Source organism: Cryobacterium ruanii, assembly GCF_004404055.1.
Classification (GTDB): Bacteria; Actinomycetota; Actinomycetes; order Actinomycetales; family Microbacteriaceae; genus Cryobacterium; species Cryobacterium ruanii.
The window spans coordinates 16,921-41,566 of sequence record NZ_SOHK01000014.1 but is presented as its reverse complement, the minus strand read 5'-3'; the positions used below and the strand labels follow the sequence as shown (position 1 = coordinate 41,566).

The following is a 24,646-nucleotide window of genomic DNA, read 5'->3' as shown; positions in this document are numbered from 1 at the left end:
TAGAAAATGTATCGGCGCTTGGCTCGGGAATGGCCGATTTGCACTGCACATTCGTGCAGATTCTCGCCAATCACCGCATGAGGATGGGGCTAGACATCGATGACCGGCGCACTGACCGGGGCGAGTTCAACCCCGTGCTCGTCGATCAGGATGCCCCGCGCCAGCTTGATCTCTTCGGCCCGGCGCCCGGCATCCCAGCCGAGAACGGAGGCAGTGACGAGCGCGAGCTCTTCGATCAGCGGGGTGGTCACGGCGCCGACGAAGGCCATGCTGGTGCGGCGCAGCAGCAGGTCGATCAGGCGCACGACGCTCTCGGTAGAAGCCAGGAATTCGATCTCGCGGCGGGTGTAGGCGGAGTTGTGCTGGAGCGGGGCATCCGCTTCACCGGTCGAATCGGACAGAAAGTCGATTAGCTCGCTCGCGCGTGTTCCGTAGCGGGAGAGCAGGGTTGCCGCACGGACAGCGCCGACCTCGTCGCCGTGCGCGGTGACCCAGATTTGGCGGGCTGCCTCAGTCGCGGGAAAGTCACGACCTCCGCCGATGGCGAGCCCCTCAGTGGAGACGGTTCGCGGCAGGCCGAGCAACTTGAGTATGTCGGTGCTCAGGTTTTCGGCGAGGGCGCGGAAAGTGGTCCATTTGCCGCCGACCAGGCTGAGCAGGGTGCCGTCGGCGGCGCCGGGCAGCGACCGCGACTCGATGCGGTAGTCGCGGGAGACGAACCCCGGGGCCTCGTCGTCGTGGCGCGGCAACGGGCGCACGCCGGCAAAGCGGAACACGATATCGGATCGGTTGACCAGCACCGTTGGAAAAACGTGCGCGATAAGTTCGAAGAAATAATCGATTTCGTCATCGGTGCAGCGCGCCGGCTGGGCCATGTCATGCTCAAGGTCGGTGGTACCGACCAGAACGCGGCCCTTGAGCGGGTAGATCAACACGATGCGGCCGTCTTCGTGCTCGAAGAAGATCTCGCCGCCACCGGTCGCCGCGAGCAGCTCCGGGTTGTCGAGCACCACGTGGGAGCCTTTTGTACCGCCCATGAAGCTACTCGGCTGGCCCAGGACGTCGTTGGTGAGGTCGGTCCACGGCCCGCTCGTGTTGACAACGACGTCCGCTTGCAATCGGAATTCTTCGCCGGTGATCGTATTGCGCAAAAGCACGCCATTTTCGTCCATACCGGCAGCTTCAAGGTAGTTTGCGGCACGGGCGTGCGGTCCGGCGTCGAGGCCGTCGCGCAGCACATCGAGGGCGAGTCGTTCCGGGTCGTGCATCGCGGCGTCGTAATACGTGGCCGTGTATTTGAGGCCGGGGTTCAGGAATGGTAAGGCAGCGAGCGCTTTCGTACGGCCTTTGAACTCGTGGCGGGGCACCGTGCCGCCGTCGCGGGAAAAAGAGTCGTAGATCATCATCCCGATTTTGATGAGCATGGCCCCACGCTCAACATGCTTGGCGCCCTGCTTGTGGGTGAAGAACCGCAGTGGCGCGGCCATCACGCCGGAGAAGGTGGAAAAGATAGGAATGGTCGTCTGCAGCGGCTTGACGTAATGCGGCGCGATCTTGAGCAAGCCGTTGCGTTCCTCGACCGATTCCTTGACCAGGCGAAACTCGCCGTTTTCGAGGTAGCGCACGCCGCCATGGATCATGTGCGAGCTAGCCGACGAGGCGCCGGAAACGTAGTCGTTCTTCTCGACGATGACCACCTCGACACCCTGCAGAGCTAGATCGCGGAAGGTAGCGATGCCATTGATGCCGGCACCGATGATGAGCACCCGGGCGCGCGGACGATCGGAGATCGCGGCCGACGTCTGTGAGTTTAAGAACGACATTGTTGTCACCTCTGTCTCGGGGGTTGCCCGGCAATTTGCGCGGGGCAAGCCAAATGAATAGATTCAGTGTGACAGTCCGACACAATTTCTCAACCGGAATGAACATACGTGCAAGGAGTCCAATGACCGTCGATACCGATCCAGTGCAGTCCGATCGTAACCGCGACGCCCTCACCGCGGCGCACCTGTACTACATGCAGGACCTCACGATGGATGCCATCGCGCAGGAGCTGCACACCTCCCGTTCCTCGGTCTCTCGCCTGCTCAGTCACGCCCGCGCGACCGGTCTGGTCGACATCCAGATCAAGTCTCCGCTGGATGCCCCGAGTCACCTCGAACAACAGATCGAGGCCCGATTTCAGATCACCGCGCACGTTGTTCCGGTTCCCGACAGCGCGAGCGACGTCGATCGGCTCGAGCGGGTGGCCCTCTCGGTTGCACGAATTCTCGGCCGATACTTCGACTCGAACATGACTATGGGCATTGCGTGGGGTTCCACCATGAACGCCATCAGCCGGCACGTGACCCCGAAACAGACCCACAACTCGCAGATCGTGCAACTCAACGGCGCCGGAAACATGCGCACGACCGGTCTCGGCTACGCGAGTGAGATTCTCGGTCGTTTCGGAACAGCCTTCGGCGCGCACGTGCAGCAGTTTCCAGTGCCCGCATTCTTCGACAACCCGGCGACCAAGCAGGCGCTGTGGCGGGAGCGAAGCATCAGCCGCCTGATCGACATGCAAGCCATCATGGACATAGCCCTGTTCGGCCTCGGTTCCCCGTTCTCCGGCGTGATCAGCCGCGTCTACGCCGGCGGCTACCTCGAGCAGGCCGAATTCGATGAGCTCAGCGCGGCGAGGGTGGTCGGCGATGTAGCGACCGTGTTCTACCGTGCCGACGGATCGGCCGACGGCATTGCCTTGAACGAACGCTCCACCGGCCCGGACTTCACCGTGCTGCGTCGAACCCCGCGCCGCATCTGCGTCGTGGCGGGGCACTCCAAGCTCGCGAGCCTGCGCGGAGCCCTCGCCGCACAGCTCATCACCGACCTGTTCGTCGACGAAAGCACCGCCCGCGCCCTGATCGAGACTGCCTGACAGATATTGAACGGAATACGCTGAAGCGCAGGGTGTTGCACTATAACTAGTAATAGAACACGTGCTCCGGGGTCGGTGTAATTCCGAACCGGCGGTTAAAGTCCGCGACCCGTTAGTTGCTCGAGAACGTTTGAGGGACGAAGCGGTTGAGCTGGTGAAACTCCAGCACCGACGGTCACAGTCCGGACGGGAGGCGCACGAGTTGGTTGGCCCCTACTGCCGACCAACGGAATTTTGCGTGCGGTATTTCCCGTGCACAGACCCACACCCCCGGAGCTCGTCCAATACGGATGAGGGCGGGATGATCGAGAACGCGGCAGTCGGCACGGGCCTGACCGGTCCAGCCCTACAGGGTGCCATGCGTCGCGCGTTCGAACTCGCCGGCCACGGCCCGGCCACCGGCGTGAACCCGCAGGTCGGCTGCATCATCCTGAACGGGCACGGCGAGACCCTCTCCGAAGGCTGGCACCGCGGCGCCGGAAGTCGGCACGCCGAGGTGGACGCCCTCGCGAAGCTCGCCCCCGGCGCGGCTCGCGGCAGCACCGCCGTCGTCACCCTCGAACCGTGCAACCATGTCGGCCGCACCGGTCCGTGCGCGCAGGCCCTGATCGACGCCGGCGTCGCCCGCGTCATCTACTCCGTGAGCGACCCCGGCAAGCACTCCTGCGGCGGGGCCGACCGGCTACGCGCCGCCGGCATCGAGGTGCAAGGCGGCGTGATCGTCGAGCAAGGCGAAACATTTCTCGGTGACTGGCTCGTTGCCGCCCGCCTCGGCCGCCCATTCGTCACGCTCAAATGGGCCTCGAGTCTCGACGGTCGCGCGGCCGCGACCGACGGATCCAGCCGGTGGATCACCGGCGCCGCGGCCCGCCTCGACGTGCACCGACGCCGCGCGGCCCGCGACACGATTCTGGTCGGTACCGGCACCGTGCTCGCCGACGACCCGGCGCTGACCGCACGGAACGAAGACGGCGGGCTGCTCGCCCGGCAGCCCGTGCCCGTGGTCGTCGGCCGTCGTGCGCTGCCGACATCCGCTGCCCTGTTCGCGCACCCGAAACAACCGTTGTTTTTTGACGGCCTCGATCTGCCAGCCCTGCTCGCCGATCTGCACGGCCAGGGCCTGCGCAGCGTGTTCATCGAGGGCGGACCGACCCTGGCGAGCGCCTTCGTCGCCGCGGCGCTGGTCGACGAATACCTCATCTACCTCGCGCCCACACTGATCGGCGGGCCCCGACTGGTGCTCGGCGACATCGGCGTGAGCGCAATCGGCGAGCAACGCCGCCTTTCTATTCAGTCTCTCGACCGGCTCGGCGACGACGTTCTCATCGTGGCCCGGCCCCAACCCGCTTCGACCTAAGGACCACCCATGTTTACCGGAATCATCGAGGAGCTCGGCCAGATCGAGCGTATCGACCACACAGCGGATGCCGCCCGCCTCACCATCCGAGGCCCGCTCGTCGTCGACGGAGTCGGTCACGGCGACTCCATCGCCGTACAGGGCGTCTGTCTCACGGTGGTTGAGCACACGCCCGACACCTTCACCGCCGACGTCATGAAGCAGACCCTGACCATGTCAACAATGTCCGACGCCCGCATCGGCTCCCCGGTCAACCTCGAACGCGCCGCCCTCGTCGGCGGACGCCTCGGCGGCCACATCGTGCAGGGCCACATCGACGGCACCAGCACCGTGCTCGCCATCACGCCCGGCGAGGCTTGGCGAGTACTGCGATTCAACGTCTGCCACCGGCTTGCCAAGCTCATCGTTGACAAGGGCTCGATCGCCATCGACGGCGTCTCCCTGACCGTGAGCAACATCAGCCCCGCCACCGAGGCGAGCCAGTGGTTCGAGGTCTCCCTCATCCCCGAAACCCTCGCCGCGACCACCCTTGGCGGCCTCGTCGTGGGCGACCGAGTCAACATCGAAACCGACATTCTGGCCCGCCACATCGAACGGATGCTGGCTATTTCCGCCGCCGCACTGCCGTCGCAAGCCTCACCCCCAGAACCCCAGCACGCAACCGCACCAAGGAGCGCATCATGAGTCTCGCCGACATTCCCTCCGCACTGGACGCCCTGCGCCTCGGCCGACCGGTCATCGTCGCCGACGACGAGGGCCGCGAAAATGAGGGCGACGTCATCATTTCGGCCCAGCTCGCCACCCAGGAATGGATCGCCTGGACCGTGCGCTACTCGTCCGGGTTCATCTGCGCGCCGATGACCAACGAGATCGCCGACCAGCTCGACCTGCCGGTGATGGTGCTGAACAACGAAGACCCGCTCGGCACCAATTACACGGTGAGCGTCGACGCCGCCGACCGCCTGTCGACCGGCATCAGCGCCGCCGACCGCGCCCACACCCTGCGGGTGCTCGCCGACCCGGCATCGGCTCCGGCGAGTCTGCACCGCCCCGGCCATATTCTGCCGCTGCGCGCCCGCGATGGTGGCGTGCGCGAGCGCGGTGGTCACACCGAAGCCGGCGTCGACCTGATGAAACTGGCCGGCCTGTTTCCGGTCGCCGCGATCGCCGAGATCGTCGCCGAAGACGGCGAGATGATGCGCCTCCCCGGCCTGCTCGAGCTCGGCGAGCGCGAGGGCCTGCTCGTCATCACTATTAAAGACTTGATCAGCTACCTCAACGAGTTCCATCCCGACGAGGCCCTACAGACGCTTGCCCCACTCATCGAGGCACCGCGGGTCGACTTCGAGGTGGAGACGACGGTACCCACGCGGCACGGTGCCTTCCGGGTGCGCGCCTACCGCGACCGCTCCACCGGCGCCGACCACGTGGCCTTCGTCGCCGGCGACCCGGTCAACGGCGCCATCGTACGGGTGCACTCCGAGTGCCTCACCGGCGAAGCCTTCGGCTCGCTCAAGTGTGAGTGTGGACCGCAGCTCGATGCCTCGCTTGACATCATCCAGGAGGAAGGCGGAGTGGTCGTCTACCTGCGCGGTCAGGAGGGGCGCGGCATCGGCCTCACCAACAAGCTGCGGGCCTACGCGCTGCAGGAGGACGGCCTCGACACCCTCGACGCCAACGTTGCTCTCGGACTGCCCATTGACAGTCGCGATTACGGCGCGGCCACCAGCATCCTGCACGATCTGGGATTGACGTCGGTGCGACTGCTCACCAACAATCCCGAGAAGGTGCGTCAGCTCGAGCTGCACGGCGTTGTCGTGACCGAACGGGTGCCGCTCGTCGTCGGTATCGGCGAATTCAATGAGGAGTACCTCGCGACCAAGCGTGACCGGATGGGTCACCACATCACGAACACCGAAATCATGAATGGAATCGCCTAATGGCTGGAACAGGACCCACCATCAATGTTGACGGACGGGGCTTGCGGGTCGTGATCGTGGCCGGACTGTGGCACGACGTGATCACCGACGGTCTCATCGCCGGCGCCACCCGGGTACTGCAGGCCAGCCACACCGAATTCTCACTCGTGCGCGTTCCGGGCAGCTTCGAACTGCCCGTTGCCTGCAAGGTCGCGCTCGAAAACGGGGCCGACGCGGTCATCGCCCTCGGCGTGATCATTCGCGGCGGCACCCCCCACTTCGAGTTCGTCTCGAATGCGGCAACGGATGGCCTCACTCGCGTCGCCCTCGACACCGGCAAGCCGGTCGGCTTCGGCGTGCTGACCATCGACGACGAACAGCAGGGCCTCGACCGCGCCGGACTTCCCGGTTCGAAAGAAGACAAGGGTGAGGAGGCGGCATCCGCTGCCCTGGCCACCGCCCTGGTGCTGCGTCAGCTGCGCGGACACATCGGGTAATCGCGGCGCACGTGAGTGCCTAGGCTGAATGCATGGACCTTCTACGCAATATTCTGCTCATTCTGCACTTCGTCGGCCTCGCCTCGCTGCTCGGCGGCTTTCTCGTGCAGATCAAGCCGATCATTGCCGGCAAGGGAACGATCGTCGCCGCAATGTTCCACGGCGCGCTGACCCAGTTGGTCACCGGTGTTCTGCTCGTCGGCGTCATCGAGATGGGCTCACTCGGCCACATCGACAACGCCAAAATCGGCGTCAAGCTGCTCGTTCTCATCGTCATCACCGTGCTCGTGATCGTCAACCGAAAGAAGCCGAGCGTGTCGTCACTCGTGCTCTGGGCTATCGGCGCCCTGACCTTCGCGAACGTTGTCATTGCGGTGCTCTGGAAGTAACTGATTTAGCAGGAGATGGCCCCGGGGGTAGGGTGCTGTGTGACCTCTACACACGGCCACACCATCATTCGTGCGTGAACGCTTCCGCGGGAAGTCAGATCGACTTGCGGGTTTCGTTGGCGCTCAGCCATCCTTTCGGAGCGTTCCACCCTCATGTCCACAAGCACAGCATCAGTTTCGACGCCGACGACACCTCTCAACCCAAAGAGCCGCGTCATCATGGCGAGCCTCATCGGCACGACCATCGAGTTCTACGACTTCTACGTCTACGCGACGGCCGCGGTCCTGGTCTTCCCGCACCTGTTCTTTCCCACCGGCAACGAAACCACCGCGCTGCTCGCCTCCTTCGCCGTCTTCGGCGCCGCCATGGTCGCCCGCCCGATCGGCGCACTGTTCTTCGGCCACTTCGGTGACCGCAAGGGCCGCAAAGCCACCCTGGTCGGAGCGCTGCTCACGATGGGAATCGCGACCTTCCTGATCGGCCTGCTTCCGACCTACGCCATGATCGGCTGGTGGGCACCGCTGATGCTCGTCATCCTGCGCCTCGCCCAGGGCTTCGCCCTCGGCGGCGAGTGGAGTGGCGCGGCCCTCGTCGCCACCGAGAACGCCCCGGTCGGCAAACGAGCCTGGTACGGCACCTTCCCGCAGGTCGGCGCCCCGCTCGGCTTCATCATTGCCAACGGGCTGTTCCTTGGCCTCGCCCTCGCGCTGCCGTCAACCGACCCGACCCGCCCGTCCGAGGCCTTTCTCGAGTGGGCCTGGCGCATCCCGTTTCTGTTCTCGGCCGTGATGGTCATCGTCGGACTCTGGGTGCGGCTGCGCCTGGTCGAAAGCGATGTCTTCACCAAGGTCGTCAAGGCCGACCGGGTCGAGAAGCTGCCGCTCGCGGCGGTGTTCAAGTCAAACTGGCGTGAACTCATCCTCGGCACGTTCATCATGCTCGCGACCTACGTTCTGTTCTACCTGATGACCACGTTCACGCTCAGCTACGGTCGCGCCGCAACGGATGCCCCGTTGCCCGGACTCGGTTTCACCTACAACACCTTCATTCTCATGATGATTGCCGGAGTGGTGTTCTTCGGAATCTTCACCCTCGCCTCGGGCCCGTGGGCCGACAAGCATGGACGTCGCAAGACGCTCATCATCGTGACACTGTTCATCATCGTGTTCGGTTTCCTCTTCGTGCCTCTGCTCGGCGCTGGATTCCCGGGCGTGATGCTGTTCCTCATCGTCGGCTTCTCGCTCATGGGTATGACCTTCGGACCGATGGGCGCACTGCTGCCCGAGCTGTTCCCGACCAGCGTGCGCTACACCGGCTCGGCCTTCGCCTACAACGTCAGCTCGATTCTGGGCGCTGCCGTGGCCCCGTTCATTGCCGTCTGGCTCTGGACGGTCGGCGGGGGAAGCCCGTTCTGGGTCGGCATCTACCTCTCGATCATGGGCGCCATCACCCTGGTCGCCCTGGTCCTGAGCCGCGAAACCAAAGACCTCGACCTGCACCGCTAACTGCTTGATCGCGAGAGTGGTGAATGGCTGCTTCGAATCGGTCGTGGCAACCGTTCACCCGTTTTCGCGTGCTAGTTGAGGAAGAGTGCGCGCAGACGGCGCGTTGTCGCAGCCAAGCCGACCACGATCATCACCGCGTAGTAGAGCACGTGCCACAGCAGCCCCGGGTCGACCTGCCCCGTGGTCAGGGCGCGCACCAGTTCAACGCCGTGCCAGAGCGGCAAGGCCTGGATCACGTACTGGATGCCCGGCGGGTAGACGCTGAGCGGATAGAACGTGGCCGAGAACAGAAACATCGGCAGCAGCACGAAGTTGATCCAGTCCATCTGCTGGAACGTCTTCATATAGCTCGTGACCGCCATGCCGACGCTCGCGAAACCGAACGCGATGAGCAACACCGCCGGCAGGGCGAGCAGAGCCCACCACGACAGGTTGAGCCCCAACGCCTGCATGACGAGCAAAAAGCCGGTCGCATAGAGCAGTCCGCGTGCCAGGGCGAGCGAGATCTCGCCGAGCGCTACGTCGAGCGGGCCGAGCGAGGTCGCCAGCATGCCCTCGTAGAGCTTGGCGAACTGCATCTTGAAGAACACATTCCAGGTCGAATCGTAGATGGCACCGTTCATCGCGGCGACGGCGAGCAGGGCGGGTGCGATGAACGCCGCATAGGTCACGGTCTGGCCGTCTTCGGTCTGCACCTGGCCGATCAGGGCCCCGAGGCCGAGGCCCATCGACAGCAGGTAGAAGATGGGCTCGACGATTCCGCTGAGCACGACGAGCGCGTTGGTGCTGCGGGTCGCCCGCCAGCCGCGCGCCATCACACTGCGCGCATTGCCGGCATACAGGCTTCCGAACGGGCGCGGCGGGCGAGCGGATGCCGCGATCGTCGACGGGGACAGCTGCGGCCCGGTCATTTGTTCAATCTCCTGACGGTCAGGCGGCGAGCCCAAATCCAGCCGATCACCAACAGCACCGTCAGGTACACCGCGTGCACGACGCTCAGCCAGATCGGCTCCGACAAGCCATAGGCGAAGACCCGGGACAGTTCGGTGCCGTGCCAGAGCGGCGAGATCCAGCCGATCCACTGCAGGTACGGCGGCAGCACGTCGAGTGGAAAGAACGTGCCGGAGAACAAGGTCATCGGCAGGATCACGAAGCGCTGCACCATGGCGAGTTGGCCGGTGTCGTCTTTGAGGGTGGCCGTGTAGGCCATCACTAGGGCACCGAAAGCCAGGCCGGTGAGCAGCGCCACCAGCACCGAGATGAACCCGAGCGGGCCCGGTACCGCACCGAAGACCAGCATAAAGACGTAGAAAATGGCGCAGGTCAGCAGCATGCGCGCCGCGACCGAGATAACGATGCCGTTGATGATCTGGCCGGGTTGGATCGAGCTCGCATTCATGCCGAAGAACGTCGGATTCCACTTGAAGCCGAGGATGACCGGGTAGGTGAATTCCTCGGACGCGACCGCGATCGCGCTACTCGCCAGCAGCGCCGGGGCCAGAAACGCGAGGTAGCCCACCCCGTTGACGGCGTTGGCACCGAGGTTGCCGTCAACCAGGCTGGCCAGCCCCACCCCCATCGCATAGAGGTAGACCAGCGGGCTGCCGATCGCGGTGAACAGCACGGTCTGGGCGTACGACCGCATGATCCGAAACCGGTGCTCGGCCACGTACCAACTGCCAAAGCGCCGGGTGCGCTCAGCCTGCGCGACGGCCGCCGTCAGCGCCTGCGAGCGGATGCTGTCGCTCACGTCACTCATTCGATCAGGTTTCTGCCGGTAAGCCGCAGGAACACGTCTTCGAGGCTGGAGCGGCGCACGAGGCTGGTGATCGGGCGGAGGCCGGCTGCGGTCATCCGCTCTAATTCTTTCTCACCGCTGTCGCTGTAGACCAGGATGCGGTCGGGCAGCACGTCGACCCGCTCGCCGAACCCCTCGATGCGGCCGGCGACCTCAGCGTTCTGGGTGGAGCCGAAGCGCACCTCGAGCACTTCGCGCGAGGAATAGCGACGAATGAGATCAGCCGGGGAACCCTCGGCCATGATGCGCCCCTGGTCGACGACGATAAGGCGGTCGCAGAGCTGTTCCGCTTCGTCCATGTAGTGGGTGGTGAGAAGCAGGGTCGTGCCTTGCTCCTTCAGGCGAAACAGGCGGTCCCAGAGAATGTGGCGCGCCTGCGGATCGAGGCCGGTTGTCGGTTCGTCGAGCAGCAGGATGCGCGGCTCGTTGATGAGGGCCCGGGCGATGGTGAGGCGGCGTTTCATTCCACCGGAGAGGTCGTCGACCTTGGCCGAGGCCTTGTCGGCGAGCTGGGCGAACTCGAGCAGTTCGTCGGCGCGGCTGGCCACTCGGGCGCGCGGCAGTCCGAAGTACCGACCGTAGACCAGTAGGTTCTCCCGCACCTTCAGTTCCAGGTCGAGGTTGTTCTCCTGCGGAACGACGCCGAGCTGCGCCCGAACCTCGGGGCCGTACGTGTTGGGGTCGAGGCCGAGCACCGCGAGGTCGCCGCTCGTGCGGGTGGAGACCGCGCCGATCATGCGCATCGTCGTGGACTTTCCCGCGCCGTTGGGGCCGAGCAACCCAAACGACTCCCCCGGCGCCACCTCGAAGCTGAGGCCGTCAACGGCGACGAAATTTCGGTAGTTCTTGACGAGATTCCGGGTGACGATAACAGGCTCTGGCACAGTTCCCCACTGTAGACCGCAGGGACGACATTGGGGATTGTTCGCAGCGATGGAGGTTAAGATCTACGAGTGACTACCGCTACCCGTATGCCTGAAACTCCTGCTTCACCCGCTAGGCCGACCGCTGTGAAACCTCCCCGCGGCCGACGTGGCCGCCCCACACCCGCCGGGCCACGCGCAAAATTCAGCCAGCTTCTGCCCTACCTGTTCGAGCACAAGAAGGTGCTGAGTGTCGTCATCGTGTTGAGCGTGCTCGGCGCCGCCGCGAGCCTGGCCCAGCCGCTGCTCGTGAGCCAGGTCATCACGATCGTGCAGGCCGGCGATCCGCTCGGGTCCCTCGTCGGTGTGCTCATCGCGCTCGTCGTAATTTCGGGCCTGATCAGCGGATACCAGCACTACCTGCTGCAGCGCACCGGCGAGGGCGTCGTACTTTCCAGCCGCCGCAAACTGGTCGGACGCCTGCTGCGCCTGCCGATCAGCGAGTTCGACGCACGCCGCACCGGCGACCTCGTCTCCCGCGTCGGCAGCGACACAACCCTGCTGCGCGCGGTTCTCACCCAGGGCCTGGTTGAAGCGATCGGCGGGTCGCTCACCTTCATCGGCGCGCTCGTGGCGATGCTCATCATCGACCCGGTGCTGCTCGGCCTGACCGTACTCGTGATCGCGGTGTCGGTGGTCACCGTCATCCTGCTGTCGCGGCGAATACGCACCGCCAGCACGGCGGCCCAGGTCAAGGTAGGTGACCTCGCGGCCAGCGTCGAGCGTGCCATCAGCGCCATTCGCACGGTGCGCGCCTCGAACGCGACCGAACGCGAGGTCGCCGTGATCGAAGAAGACGCCCGCGGCGCCTGGCGCATGGGCATTCAGGTAGCCAAGATCAGCGCCCTCGTCGTGCCGATCGCCGGCATCGCCCTGCAGGTGTCGTTCCTCGTGGTGCTCGGCGTCGGCGGCTTTCGCGTCGCGAGCGACGCCATCACCATCGCCGACCTGGTGGCGTTCATCCTCTTTCTATTCATGATGATCATGCCGCTCGGCCAGTTCTTCGGCGCGATCACCTCGGTCAACTCGGCGCTCGGTGCGCTCGGCCGCATCCAGGAGATCATCGATCTGCCCGCCGAGGACCAGTTCGACCGCGAGATCGCCCCACTCGCCATGACCGTCGGCGCCGCCAACGAGAAGGTCAACCCCGAGTCCCCCGCGATCAGCTTCGAGAACGTGCACTTCGGCTATGCCGCCGCGCCGGTCGAGGTCGACGCCGAGGCAGATGCTGTACCAACGGATGCTGTACCAACGGATGCTGCCGAGCCGACCGCAGACGCCGCAGACTCACCCGCCCCCACGGAGCATCGCCCGGTCCTCACGGGCGTCTCGTTCAGCGCTCCGCGCGGGCTGCGCACGGCGCTCGTCGGGCCGAGCGGTGCCGGAAAAAGCACGATCCTGGCCCTGATCGAACGGTTTTACGATGTCTCGGCGGGCACCGTGCGGCTCGGCGGGCTGGACATCCGCTCGCTGGATCGCACCGCGCTACGCGCCCAGATCGGCTATGTCGAGCAGGACGCCCCCGTGCTCGCCGGGTCGCTGCGCGACAACCTCACCCTTGCGACCCCCGACGCCACCGACGACGAGTGCATCGCCGTGCTGCACGCGGTCAATCTCGGCGAGGTGCTTGACCGTGACCCGGCCGGCCTGGGAGCCGCGGTCGGCGAGTCGGGCGTGAAGCTGTCTGGTGGTGAACGCCAACGGCTCGCGATCGCGCGGGCGCTACTCGCGGCGCCGCCGATTCTGTTGCTCGACGAGTCGACGTCGAGCCTCGACGGCAAGAATGAGCAGATGATGCGCGAGGCCATCGACGCCGTCGCGGCCGACCGCACCCTCATCGTGATCGCGCACCGCCTGTCGACCGTGGTCGATAGCGACCAGATCGTGGTGCTCGACCACGGGCAGGTCGTCGGCGTGGGCACGCACTCCGAGCTCGTCGTCTCGACCCCCCTCTATCGCGACCTGGCCAAACACCAGCTGTTGGTCTAAACCGCTGCGCCGGTACGTGATACCGGGAGAAATGCGACACGTCGTGTCGATCTCCATGGGGTTACGGCGTGTCGAAAAAATATACCGGCGTCACGTGAGCCGATAGCGCAGAGTCAGCAGCTGGAACGGGCGCAATTCCAGCGTCAGGGCGGCGTCTTCCGTTGCGATCAGAGCGGCCGGGGCGACGCGGCGTTCGAGCAGGTCGGTCTCGTACGCCTCGACGGCGCTGAACGAGCGGATGACCCGGGCGTGGACCCGGGTTCCGTGCGCCTCGTAGACCCGCACAATCACGTCTCCGCTGCCGTCTTCGGCCAGCTTGACCGCCTCGATGACGACGGCGGGATTGTTGGCTGTGACTAGCGGCTCGATCGGCGTTGCGCCCATGCCGGTCAGCGTGCGCAGCCGCAGGTTCAGCCGATAGCCCTCAGATATCGCATCGGGAATATTCGCTCCCACACGCACGGTCAGCCGCAGTTCATGGCGGCCTTGGTCGGCACTCGGATCGGGATAGAGCGGGGCGCGCAGCAGGGACAGCGACACTGTGGTGCCGGCGCGGGGTGCAGCATCCGTTTTTGAAGCAGAGAAGACGGTGCGCATGATGGTGTGGCCGTAGGTGGAATCGTTGGCGACCGCCACGCCGAAGCCGGGCTCACCGACGTGCACCCAGCGGTGGGCGACAGTCTCGAAGCGGGCAGCATCCCAGGAGGTGTTCGCATGCGTTGGGCGGAAAATATGACCGAACTGAATCTCGGAGGCTGCCTGATCGGCCTTGACGTCGAGCGCGAAGTTCAGCCGCAGCAGCTTCTGCCGCTCGTGCCAGTCGATCGTGAACGTGAGGTCGATGGCGGTCGAATCGTCCGCGAGCGTCACCTCTTCGGTGAGCGAGGAAGCCCCAAACCGCCGGATGACGCGCACACCGACCCGACCGACCGGAAGCTGTTCGAGCTTCTCAACCGAATCGGCATCGGTGAGCGCCTCGAACAGGCGCGCGTGCGGGGTGTCGATATCCCAGGCATCCCACTCGGTGGGGGTGTCCCGGTGCAGCGTCAGCAGGTTGGCGCGAGCTCCGATGGGCACCACCTCGCGGTTGTGCTGACGGTCGTAAACCGACGTGAAAAGTCCGTCCATGTCGATCGTCACGACCACGTGCCGGTTGGCGAGCACCCAGCCCTCGGGCGTGCGGGAAATCGTCACCTCCGTGGGCGTTGCATCGGCCGGGGTGGCGTCGGCGTGCACACTGCCGCCGAGCGCGGGCACGCCGGCGCTCGCATACGGCCCCGCGTTCAGCACGACGGCAGCGTCGCCCGGCCCGCACAGCGCACGAACGGATGCCTCGATCACGCCCTCCAGCACCCCCACGACCCGCGCATACTCGCGCTCGGCCTGCCGATGAACCCAGGCGATCGACGACCCCGGAAGTATGTCGTGGAATTGCTGCAGCAACACCGTCTGCCACGCGTTTTCGAGGGCTGCGCGTGGATATTCTGTCCCTGCCCGGATGAACGCCGTCGTGGCCCACAATTCGGCCTCCCGCAGCAGGTGCTCGCTGCGCCGGTTGCCCTGCTTGGTGTGGGCCTGCGAGGTGAGCGTGCCGCGATGAAACTCCAGGTACAACTCACCAGACCAGACCGGCGGCGCCGCATACTCCGCCTCCGCCGCCTCGAAGAAGCGCCGCGGGCTCGATAGTTCGACCGTGGGCGATCCCTCGAGCGACCGGGTGCGGTGGGCTGCGGCGATCATCTCCTCGGTCGGCCCGCCGCCGCCGTCGCCCCAGCCGAACGGCACGAGCGAGGTGTTCGCCACACCCTTCTCCGCGAACAGCCGTTCGGCCCGGGCCAGTTCGAGGCCGGAGAGCTGCGCGTTGTAGTCGGCGACCGGCGGAAAATGCGTGAAGACGCGGCTGCCGTCGAGACCTTCCCATAAAAAACTGTGGTGGGGAAACAGGTTCGTGTCGTTCCAGGACAGCTTTTGGGTGAGAAACCAGCGGCTGCCGGCCGCTCGCACGATCTGGGGCAGCGCCGCCGAGTAGCCGAACGAGTCGGGCAGCCACACTTCGAGGGGTTCCACCCCGAACTCGCGCATAAAGAACTGTTTGCCCGCCAGGAACTGCCGGGCAAGCGCTTCCCCGCCGGGCATGTTGGTGTCGGATTCGACCCACATACCGCCGACCGGTACGAAGTTGCCGGCCGCGACAGCGCGCTTCACGCGCTCAAACAGCTGCGGATAGTGGTCTTTCAGCCAGGCGTATTGCTGCGCCGACGAGGCCGCGAACACAAAATCAGGGTGCCGGTCGATCAAATCGAGCACATTGGAGAAGGTGCGGGCGACCTTGCGTACGGTCTCGCGCACCGGCCAGAGCCAGGCGCTGTCAATGTGCGCGTGTCCCACCGCGTGCACCCGGTGCGAACTAGCATTGGCCGGGCTCGCGAGCACCTCGGCCAGCTCGGCCCGGCCGGCCGCAGCGGTACCGCCCACATCGTCGGGGTCGAGCAGATCGAGACAACGTTCCAGGGCGCGCAAAATATTCGCCCGCCGCGGCGACGCGGCCGGCAGCTCGAGGCGCAGGCCGTCCAGGGCGAAGACGTCTTGCACGAGCTGCCAGGCCTGTGTGTCGCGCTGGGCGACATCCGCTTGCCGCAGCGAATAGATGGGCGCGCTCCCGGCGGTGTCGATATCCCCCAATCGGGTCGGAGTGAAACTGAAGTCGGCGGCGATGTTGGGGTTGGCGGCGGCCTCAACGTAGAGGTCGATGGTGCTGCCGGTAACACTGACCGTACGGTTCAAGGATTCCACGCCCTTGATAAGTCGACCATCCGGACTGTATGCGGTGCCCTCGGCCTGGAACCCCGGCACGGCGGTCGTAAACCCCAGGTCAATGACGACCTCGATGCGCGTGTCGGCGGCGTCGCCCCACCCCGGCGGCACGATTCCGGTGAGGTGGAACCACACGGTCCCCCACGGTCGACCCCACGCCTCGCCCACCTCGAACGGCGTGAACGGATGCGAGACCGCCTCGGCAAACGAGACCGGCTCCCCCGGCGCCATCCAGGCGGTAACCGTGAGTGGGGAGGTTGCCCGATAGATCGCCGGCTGAAGCCGTTCGCGAACGAACCGATTCAGCCGAGCCTCGACGAGTGCGCTGTCGTCATGCATGCTGGCCCTAACCTTTGATCGCGCCCGACATGGAGAAGGAGGCTCCCATGCCGCGCGAAACGAGTGCGTAGAGAAGTATTACCGGAACAGAATAAAGCATCGAGAACGCCGCGAGTTGGCCGTAGGCAATCGCCCCGAACTGTCCGAAGAAGCTGTAAATGCTCACCGCAGCCGGCTGTTTACTCGGCGACAGCAACAGGATGAAGGGCACAAAGAAGTTTCCCCAGGCCTGGATGAACACGAAAATGAAGACCACCCCGAGGCCCGGTCGCATCAGCGGCACGACGATGCGACGCAACGCTGTCATGGCGCTCGCCCCATCGACCCATGCGGCTTCTTCAAGGCCGATCGGTACCGAATCCATGAAATTCTTGGTCATCCAGATGGCCATCGGCAGTGAGGTTGCCGCCATGAATAAAATTGTGGCACCCATCGAATCGATCAGCTGCAACCGCACGAACAGGCTGTAGACGGGAACCATGATCGCCGTGATCGGTAGGCAGGTCCCGAACAGAATGGAATACATGAAGGGCTTGTTGAAGCGGGTCGAATATCGGGAGAGCGGATATGCGGCGAGAATGGACGTCACCACGGTGACGACCGACGCGCCCGCCGACAGCAAGAAACTGTTCCAGAGCGGCCGAAAGGTCAGGTCGGGGGTAAGCACTGCCCGAAAATTTTCCAGCGAGAGCGCCGTCGGAAGCTGCGTCTGATAGCTCGCCCGCTCATCAATCGAGGCCAGCACCAGCCAGGCTAGCGGCAGCAGAAAACACAGCGCGATGAGCACGAGGATTCCATTGGCGAGGAGCGCACTCACCGCTTTGTTCGGGGAGGCGACGGATGCTGCTAATCGCGTCGAAACCGGGGTCACCGCCGGGAGAATAGTCACCCTCATCCCTTACTCGGGCGCAGCGCGCGAATGTAGACGATGGAGAAGACTGCGCCGATGAGAAGCATCACGGTCGCGATCGCCGTGCCGTAGCCGATGTCGCTGAACCGGAAGGCCTCTTGAAAAGCCATCACCGGCAGGATCGTGCTCTGGTTGCCGGGACCGCCAGCGGTCATCACCCAGACCAGGGTGAACACCGACAACGTTTGCAAGGTGATCAACATGAGGTTGGTGGTGATGCTCGATCTGATCATCGGGATGGTGATCAGGAACAGGCGTTTGGCACCACCGGCACCATCGATCATTGCCGCCTCGGTGATCTCGATCGGCACATCGTTGAGTGCTGCCCGGTAAACCATCATGGAGAACGCGGTGCCCCGCCAGACGTTGGCGAGCACGATGGCGAGCATCGGAAAGCTGTAGAGCCAGTTCGGGCCGGTCATACCGAGCGCGTTGAGCAGTTGGTTGAGCGTGCCGTCCTGGCTGAAGTAGGCGTAGGCCACGAAAGCCGCCACGATCTCGGGCAGAACCCAGGCCGCAACGACGCAGGTGCCGACCACGCCAGCCACAAAGCGATGGGCACGGTTCATGAGCAGGGCGATGCCGAGGCCGAGGAAGTTCTGTCCGATGATCGCCGACGCCAACACGAACACCACGGTGAGTCCGAGCGAGAGCGGGAAGACCGGATCGGAGAACAGCCGCAGATAGTTGTCGAACCCGATCCAAGCCGGATTTTGTGCGTTCACACCGGTGAGCGACGCGTTGGTGAAGGAACCGTAGAACGACCAGACGACTGGTCCGGCGAGGAAAATCAGCAACAACACGATTGCCGGCACGACCGGTAGCAGCCGCCAAGGCGTCGCAGGCTTGTGCCGCCGACCGGCCCGCCCGGCGGGCGCCGAACCCGCCGGGGCAGGTACGATCAGCTCCGCGGTCATCTTTAGTCGGTGACCTTGTCTGAACCGACGATACCTTCCACGGCCGCGTCATAGGCGGCCGCCGCGTCGTCAACGCTGAGCTGCCCCGTGATGACCGCTTCCGTTGCGGCCTGCACCTCAGCGGAGATCTTCGGGTAATCCGATGTCGCCGGCCGGAAGTGCGTCACCGAGACGAGATCCGTGACCGCTGCCACGAACGGATTAGCCTCGAGGTAGCTGGGTTCGCTCGCAACATCCGCTCGCACCGCGATCTGCGAGTTGTTGATGTCGTACCAGAGTGCGTTCTCCCGATTGAGCGCGAGAGTGAGAAATTCGAATGCGAGGTCGGCGTTCTCAGTCTTGGCTCCGACGGCAAGAGTCCAGCCGCCCGACATACTCACGCCCTGCGGGGCGTCCCCGTTCTGGGTGGGAAAGGCTGCGACGCCCATGTCGTCGACGTATTCGGGCCAGGCGTAGGAGCCGCCCTCCTGCCAGAATGACGGGGTATACGAGCCCTCGACCGTACCGCCGAGTTTGCCCTGCGGAAAGAGTTCGCCGAAGACCTTCTTCCAGACATTGGCGTCAAGTGCCTCGGCGGGAGTCACGGCAAGTTTTTCGTCGTAGAGCGTCTTGAGGAATCCGAGCGAATCCTTGAATCCCTCGGAGCCGACAACCCATTTCTGCTCGTCTTCGTTGTAGAGCTGGTCGCCAGTCCCGTACAACAGCTCGTAGAAGCTCTGCATGACGGTGCCCTCGCCGGTGCCTTTGCCCGCGTACATGTTGAATGGCACGACGCCCGCCTGACTGTCCTGGATGGCACGCGCGGCTTGGAGGATATCGTCCCAGGTCTCCGGCTGCCACGGGACGGCTATCCCTGCGGCTTGGAACACCGGCTTGCTATACCAGATGGCGCGAGTATCGGTTCCGAGGGGAACCGCGTAGATGCTGCCGTCATCACCCATACCCGCAGCCCTGGCTCCTTCGTTGAACTGCGACCAGTCGTCCCAGCCGGCGACGTGCTCATCTAGGTTGAGCAGATAGCCAGCGTCGATGTCGGAGCGCAGACGGAAGGTGTCTTCATAGAAGACGTCCGGTGCTGTCTCGCCCGACTGCTGCGACAGCGCGAGCTTCGTGGAGTAGTCGTCATCATTCGCCTGGATCGGCTGCAACTCCACGGTGACACCGTCATGAGATGCCTCGAATTCCGGTTTGATCTTCGTGAAGAGGGTGTCGAGTGCGGTGAAGGAATCGGTCTCCTGGTACACGATCTTCAGGGTCTGCGTGCCACCGTCGCCATCTGCGGCTGTCGAGCAGCCGACCAGCGCGACCATCGAGGTCACTGCCAACACGGACACTGCGAGACGTACGTTGCTACGCATGGTACTCCTTTGCTCCGAAGATGCCCCCCACGGGCAGCTGCCAGCCATGTGGCCTTATACGTGGTAATAATAAATCGAATGGATATATTCGACAAGCCTTTGCAGAGACATTTACCTAGCCGTTACTCAGCGAGCAGAAGCGAAGCTGCGCGCGGAGCGAGGAGAAGCGAAGCTGCCCGTGGAGCGAGCGTGTGGTCCAGCACGAGGCAGGCTGCACCGATGGCGCCCACATCTTCACCCACGCCCGTACCAACCACGCCAACGCGATGAATGCTGCGGGCCGCCGTGAGACCGTCGAGCAATGGTGGGATGCGCCGGAGGTAGCGTTCCCGGAGCCGGGACCAGTACGGGCCACCAAATACGACTCGATCGACGTCAAGAAGGTTGGTGATCATCGAGACGGCGTTGGCGACCCGGACCGCCGACCGTTCGAGGACCTCCTCAGCGGCGGGGTCACCGGAATCGGACAATTGGCACAATGCACTGAATTTCACGTCGATGTCGTGGGCGGCATTGACCGACGACGTGGGTACATCCGACGCCGCGGGGCCCGTCAGTTTGAGGCCGAGCGCCTCGGCTTCTGCCACGAGGCTCGCGGGAGTGCAGGTAACAGCGAGACAGCCACGGAGCCCGCAGGCGCACAGGGCGCCGTTGGGGTCGGTCACGATGTGCCCGATCTCGCCGGCATTGTGTGAACGACCGCGCACGATTTCGCCATCGAGCACAAGCCCAGCCCCCAGCCCAGTGCCGAGATAGAAGAAGACAAAACTGCCGGCACCGCTGGCGCCACCAAACCAGTGTTCAGCGACCGCAACGGCCGTGACGTCCTTGTCAACAATTGTGTGGAGCCCGGTCTTTTCGGCAAGAGCAGACCGCAATGGAACGCGGTGCCAACCGCTGAGGTTTGGCGGGTCGATCACGGTGCCGTGCACGGGGTCGATCGGCCCCGGGCTGGCGACACCGAGCCCGGTAATTCTCGTGCGGTCGACGCCTGAGTCGCGGATCAGCCGTTCAATTTCTTGTGACATTTCGGCTATGGTCCGGGCCGGATCGGCGGCGTCCGGGGTGTATCGGCGGGAGTGCGCCACCACGCCGCCAGCGAGGTCGATGATGACGAAGGTAATCACGGCGGGGTCCAGGTGCACGCCGACGGCCAGTACCGCGCCGGGATTCAGTCGCAGAATCGTGCGCGGCTTGCCGGGGCCAGTGATCTCTTTCTCGGCTTCTCGCACCACTCCCTGGTCGAGCAGTTTGCGGCAAATGTTGGAGACGGTTTGCGCCGAGAGCCCGGTGAGCCGGCCGAGCGCACCCCGGCTGAGCCCACCCTCGGAGCGGCGGATGCAGTCCAGCATGACGGCACGGTTGAAATCGCCCATCCTCGGCAGGTTCGTGCCGCGGCGCACCTGCGCAGCGCTGTCGTGTTGCATTATGGCATCCTACGGCTGCGCGAGACCGACACACGAAACTCCGTCATTGGTTGTGACGGGGTCTTTTGCACTGCGGAGACTAGACCTTGAGGTGGTAGCGCACACTTGCAAGCTCGGCACGCAGTGCCGGCGGCACCTTGTCGCCGAAATTATCGAAGTATTCCTCGGTCAGGTCGCACTCGGCCAGCCAGCTGGTCTGGTCGATCGCGAACAGCTGATCCACGGCCTCCTTCGACAGGTCGAGACCATCGAGGTTCAGGCCGTTCTCGGCCGGGAGCAGGCCGATCGGGGTATCGACGGCATCGGCCGTGCCCTCGATGCGACGGATCATCCACTCGAGAACCCGGGAGTTCTCGCCGAAACCGGGCCAGATGAAGCCGCCATCGGGACCCTTACGAAACCAGTTCACCTGGAAGATCGCCGGGGCATTGGTGCCGAGTTCCTTGCCGACCTTGAGCCAGTGGCCCCAGTAGTCGGCCATGTTGTAACCGCAGAACGGGAGCATCGCGAACGGGTCGCGACGTAGCTCGCCGACGATGCCGTCAGCGGCAGCGGTCTTCTCGGACGAGATCGTGGCGCCCATGAATACGCCGTGCTTCCAGCTGCGAGCTTGCGCCACCAGCGGAACGTTGGTCGCGCGACGGCCACCGAACACGATGGCGTCGATCGGCACGCCACCGGCGGCTTCCCAGTCGTCGGCGATCGACGGGCACTGGGCGGCCGCAACGGTGAAGCGGGAGTTCGGGTGGGCGGCGGTGCGGCCGGAGTCGGGCGTCCAGTCCTTGCCCTGCCAGTCGATCAGGTGGTCGGGAGCCTTATCGGTGAGGCCTTCCCACCAGACGTCTCCGTCGTCCCGCAGGGCGACGTTGGTGAAGATGGTGTTGCCCCACATGGTGGAGACAGCGGTCGGGTTGGTGGTTTCACCGGTTCCGGGGGCGACTCCGAAGAAGCCGGCCTCGGGGTTGATCGCCCAGAGTCGACCGTCTTCGCCTTGGCGCAGCCAGGCGATGTCGTCGCCGATTGTCTCGACCTTCCAGCCGGGGATGGTCGGGCGCAGCATCGACAGGTTCGTCTTGCCGCAGGCCGACGGGAACGCGGCGGCCAGGTGAAACACGCCGCCTTCCGGCGAGATCAGCTTGATGAGCAGCATGTGCTCGGCCAGCCAGCCTTCGTCGCGGCCCATGACCGAGGCGATGCGCAGGGCGAAGGACTTCTTCGAGAGCAGGGCGTTTCCGCCGTAGCCGGAGCCGTAGGACCAGACCTCGCGGGTGTCTGGAAACTGCACGATGTACTTGTCGTCGTTGCAGGGCCACTCCACCTCGGGGCGGGTGATGCCGGACTGGTCTACGAGCGGGTAACCAACACTGTGCACGGTGCGCACCCACGGGTCGCCGTTTTCGATCATGGCCAACACGGTCTCGCCCATACGCGTCATGATGCCCATGTTGAGCACGACGTAGGGGGAGTCGGTGATTTCGACGCCAAGCTGCGAGATGGGACCGCCGAGCGGGCCCATCGAGAACGGCACGATGTACATGGTGCGGCCGCGCATGCTGGCGGCGAAGACACCGCGCAGTTCGGCGCGCATGGCAGACGGTTCGGCCCAGTTGTTAGTGGGGCCGGCATCCGCTTCATTGTTGGAGCAGATGAAGGTGCGGTTCTCAACGCGGGCGACGTCTTTCGGGTCGGTGCGGGCGAGGAAGCTGTTGGGGCGCCATTCCGGGTTGAGGCGGATGAGCTGGCCGGAGGCGATGAGCAATTTGGAAAGCTCATTGGCCTCGCGCTTGGAGCCATCGCACCAGACGATCGCGTCGGGTTCGGTCAGACGGGCGATCTCATCGACCCAGGCCTGCAGGTCGGGATCGATGCTGCCCGTACGCGTCGGGTAGGCATCCCCGTTGGCCTGGAGGGAAGAGTTGGTGAGGGTCATATTCTGGCCTTTCCTGGTGTTGGGATAGGTGCAAATCTATGGAATGTCGGGCTGCATTGCGGGATGACATCGTGTGTAGCCTTAATTTTGACCACATTTCAAGGATGCTCCCCTCCGATGTGGAGAAACCTTGTTATTGCGAGTTAAGAATTCACGTTCTTTAGATATTGTTAAGGAATGTCGCCTCAAGCTTCCGATCTGATCACCCTTGGCCATCGCATCCGCCATTTTCGCGGCGAGCGCGGCCTGACCCTCGATCAGCTGGGTGAACGCGTCAGCCTGGCCGGCAGTCAGCTGTCGCTGATCGAGAACGGCCGCCGCGAGCCGAAGCTCTCGACCCTGCAGGACCTCGCGGGCGCGCTGTCGGTCGACCTTGCCGAGCTGCTGCGCCGGGAAGCGCCGAACAATCGGGCAGCGCTCGAGATCGAACTCGATCGTGCCCAGAAGAATCCGCTCTACGGCGCACTCGGCCTGCCCGTGGTGAAGGTGACCAAGGGGATGCCGCTGCCCGCCCTAGAATCGCTGCTCGGCCTGCACCGCGAACTGTCGCGCCGGGCCAGCGAGGCCATCGCGACCCCGGAGGAGGCCCGTCGCGCCAATACCGAATTGCGTGAGCGCATGCGCGAGCAGGACAACTACGTGCCCGAGATCGAGGAGCTCGTGGAGGAGCGGGTGCGGGCGAGCGGGCACGTATCGGGCGCGCTCACCCACCGAGAGGTCAGCGTCATGGCTGATCAGCTGGGTTTCAGCCTCATCTATGTGAACGACCTGCCGAACTCCACTCGGTCGGTCACCGACCTCGCCAACGGGCGCATCTACCTGCCGCCAGCCTCGATCCCCGGCGGACACGGCCTGCGGTCGATGGCCTTGCAGGCGATGGGCCACCGGCTGCTCGGGCACGAACGGCCCGGCAGCTACGCCGAGTTCCTCTGGCAGCGACTCGAGATCAACTACTTCGCGGCGGCCTGTTTGATGCCGCGGGAAGCATCCGTTGCCTTTCTGTCCAACGCCAAGCAGGAACGAGAGCTTTCGGTGGAGGACTTTCGCGACACATTCGGTGTGACCCACGAGGCGGCCGCCTTGCGGCTGACCAACCTCGCGACGAGTCACCTCGACATGACGCTGCACTTTCTGCGGGTGAACGGCGACGGCGCCCTGCAGAAGGGGTACGAGAACGATGACCTGCCGTTTCCGGTGGACGTCACCGGGTCGATCGAGGGCCAGTATGTTTGCAAGCAGTGGAGCGCGCGCAGCGCCTTCACCCACACCAACCGCACCACGGAGTACTACCAGTACACCGACACTCCGGCCGGCACGTTCTGGTCGGCGACGCAGACCGGTTCAACGGATGCCGGCGAGTTCTCAATCAGCGTCGGCGTTCCGTTCGCGCAGGCGAAATGGTTTCGCGGGAGGGAGACCACCCAGCGCACGGTGTCGCGTTGTCCGCACGAATCGTGCTGCCGACGCCCCAATTCGGAGGCGTCGGCGCGCTGGGCCGGCCGGGCCTGGCCGAGCGCGCGGCTGCACGCGCACGTGCTGTCGCCGCTGCCGTCCGGTACCTTTCCGGGAGTGGACGACTCCGAAGTGTACGCATTCTTGGAGGCGCACGCCGCGGAGTAGCCGGTTCTATAGTTTGAAGCGGGTAGTTGAACG

19 protein-coding genes and 1 riboswitch are annotated in these 24,646 nt (G+C 64.7%); of the genes, 9 read left to right on the top strand and 10 right to left on the bottom strand.

All coding sequences use genetic code 11. From position 1 onward, the window contains the following. Positions 1-89: 89 nt before the first annotated feature. Positions 90-1,823, bottom strand: a complete 1,734-nt coding sequence (locus E3T47_RS08785; protein ID WP_134555712.1) for a glycerol-3-phosphate dehydrogenase/oxidase — start codon at positions 1,821-1,823, stop codon at positions 90-92. A 122-nt stretch (positions 1,824-1,945) separates the two neighbouring features. Here E3T47_RS08785 and E3T47_RS08780 point away from each other — a divergent pair, with 122 nt between their 5' ends. From E3T47_RS08780 to E3T47_RS08750, 7 genes are all read left to right on the top strand, one after another. Next, complete coding sequence (locus tag E3T47_RS08780; protein WP_134555711.1) at positions 1,946-2,920, top strand: sugar-binding transcriptional regulator; 975 nt, start codon at positions 1,946-1,948, stop codon at positions 2,918-2,920. A 58-nt stretch (positions 2,921-2,978) separates the two neighbouring features. Further along, positions 2,979-3,122: riboswitch (FMN riboswitch) on the top strand. 99 nt (positions 3,123-3,221) lie between these two features. Next, positions 3,222-4,277: a bifunctional diaminohydroxyphosphoribosylaminopyrimidine deaminase/5-amino-6-(5-phosphoribosylamino)uracil reductase RibD gene (ribD, locus tag E3T47_RS08775; RefSeq protein ID WP_241982108.1), complete on the top strand. Its 1,056-nt coding sequence runs from the start codon at positions 3,222-3,224 to the stop codon at positions 4,275-4,277. A gap of 9 nt (positions 4,278-4,286) precedes the next feature. Continuing rightward, positions 4,287-4,961 (top strand): riboflavin synthase, encoded by a 675-nt coding sequence (locus E3T47_RS08770; RefSeq protein WP_134555710.1) that lies wholly within the window; start codon positions 4,287-4,289, stop codon positions 4,959-4,961. Further along, complete coding sequence (ribA, locus tag E3T47_RS08765) at positions 4,958-6,217, top strand: GTP cyclohydrolase II (RefSeq protein WP_134555709.1); 1,260 nt, start codon at positions 4,958-4,960, stop codon at positions 6,215-6,217. The genes E3T47_RS08770 and ribA overlap by 4 nt, the downstream gene beginning before the upstream one ends. Continuing rightward, complete coding sequence (gene ribH, locus E3T47_RS08760) at positions 6,217-6,693, top strand: 6,7-dimethyl-8-ribityllumazine synthase (RefSeq protein WP_134555708.1); 477 nt, start codon at positions 6,217-6,219, stop codon at positions 6,691-6,693. Before ribA ends, ribH begins: the two co-directional genes overlap by 1 nt. Positions 6,694-6,725: 32 nt before the next feature. Beyond that, positions 6,726-7,082: a hypothetical protein gene (locus E3T47_RS08755; protein WP_134555707.1), complete on the top strand. Its 357-nt coding sequence runs from the start codon at positions 6,726-6,728 to the stop codon at positions 7,080-7,082. Positions 7,083-7,235: 153 nt separating this feature from the next. Continuing rightward, a complete protein-coding gene (locus E3T47_RS08750; RefSeq protein WP_134555706.1) occupies positions 7,236-8,588 on the top strand; it encodes an MFS transporter in 1,353 nt (450 codons plus the stop codon). Positions 8,589-8,659: 71 nt separating this feature from the next. Here E3T47_RS08750 and E3T47_RS08745 read toward each other — a convergent pair whose 3' ends face one another. The 3 genes from E3T47_RS08745 to E3T47_RS08735 are packed head-to-tail and all read right to left on the bottom strand — an operon-like array spanning position 8,660 to position 11,270. Beyond that, positions 8,660-9,499, bottom strand: a complete 840-nt coding sequence (locus E3T47_RS08745; protein WP_134555705.1) for an ABC transporter permease — start codon at positions 9,497-9,499, stop codon at positions 8,660-8,662. Next, a complete protein-coding gene (locus E3T47_RS08740) occupies positions 9,496-10,347 on the bottom strand; it encodes an ABC transporter permease (RefSeq protein ID WP_134555704.1) in 852 nt (283 codons plus the stop codon). The genes E3T47_RS08745 and E3T47_RS08740 overlap by 4 nt, the downstream gene beginning before the upstream one ends. Then, a complete protein-coding gene (locus tag E3T47_RS08735; protein WP_134555703.1) occupies positions 10,344-11,270 on the bottom strand; it encodes an ABC transporter ATP-binding protein in 927 nt (308 codons plus the stop codon). The genes E3T47_RS08740 and E3T47_RS08735 overlap by 4 nt, the downstream gene beginning before the upstream one ends. Before the next feature lie 87 nt (positions 11,271-11,357). On the opposite strand from E3T47_RS08735, the gene E3T47_RS08730 reads away from it, so the two are divergent. Next, a complete protein-coding gene (locus tag E3T47_RS08730; RefSeq protein ID WP_134555863.1) occupies positions 11,358-13,298 on the top strand; it encodes an ABC transporter ATP-binding protein in 1,941 nt (646 codons plus the stop codon). Between the two features lie 90 nt (positions 13,299-13,388). On the opposite strand, the gene E3T47_RS08725 is transcribed toward E3T47_RS08730, so the two are convergent. The 6 genes from E3T47_RS08725 to E3T47_RS08700 all read right to left on the bottom strand — a co-directional run bounded on the left by E3T47_RS08725 (position 13,389) and on the right by E3T47_RS08700 (position 22,993). Further along, entirely contained in the window at positions 13,389-16,451 is a 3,063-nt protein-coding gene (locus E3T47_RS08725; protein ID WP_134555702.1) for an alpha-mannosidase, read from the bottom strand. Between the two features lie 7 nt (positions 16,452-16,458). Then, positions 16,459-17,346, bottom strand: a complete 888-nt coding sequence (locus tag E3T47_RS08720; protein WP_134555701.1) for a carbohydrate ABC transporter permease — start codon at positions 17,344-17,346, stop codon at positions 16,459-16,461. Then, positions 17,343-18,278, bottom strand: a complete 936-nt coding sequence (locus tag E3T47_RS08715) for a carbohydrate ABC transporter permease (protein WP_134555700.1) — start codon at positions 18,276-18,278, stop codon at positions 17,343-17,345. Before E3T47_RS08715 ends, E3T47_RS08720 begins: the two co-directional genes overlap by 4 nt. A gap of 2 nt (positions 18,279-18,280) precedes the next feature. Continuing rightward, positions 18,281-19,636: an extracellular solute-binding protein gene (locus E3T47_RS08710; RefSeq protein WP_134555699.1), complete on the bottom strand. Its 1,356-nt coding sequence runs from the start codon at positions 19,634-19,636 to the stop codon at positions 18,281-18,283. A 122-nt stretch (positions 19,637-19,758) separates the two neighbouring features. Continuing rightward, a complete protein-coding gene (locus tag E3T47_RS08705; protein ID WP_241982106.1) occupies positions 19,759-21,063 on the bottom strand; it encodes an ROK family transcriptional regulator in 1,305 nt (434 codons plus the stop codon). 79 nt (positions 21,064-21,142) lie between these two features. After that, positions 21,143-22,993 (bottom strand): phosphoenolpyruvate carboxykinase (GTP), encoded by a 1,851-nt coding sequence (locus E3T47_RS08700; protein ID WP_134555698.1) that lies wholly within the window; start codon positions 22,991-22,993, stop codon positions 21,143-21,145. Between the two features lie 177 nt (positions 22,994-23,170). Here E3T47_RS08700 and E3T47_RS08695 point away from each other — a divergent pair, with 177 nt between their 5' ends. After that, on the top strand, positions 23,171-24,613 hold the full coding sequence (locus tag E3T47_RS08695) for an XRE family transcriptional regulator (RefSeq protein ID WP_134555697.1): 1,443 nt from the start codon (positions 23,171-23,173) through the stop codon (positions 24,611-24,613). The last annotated feature ends 33 nt before the right edge of the window (positions 24,614-24,646 follow it).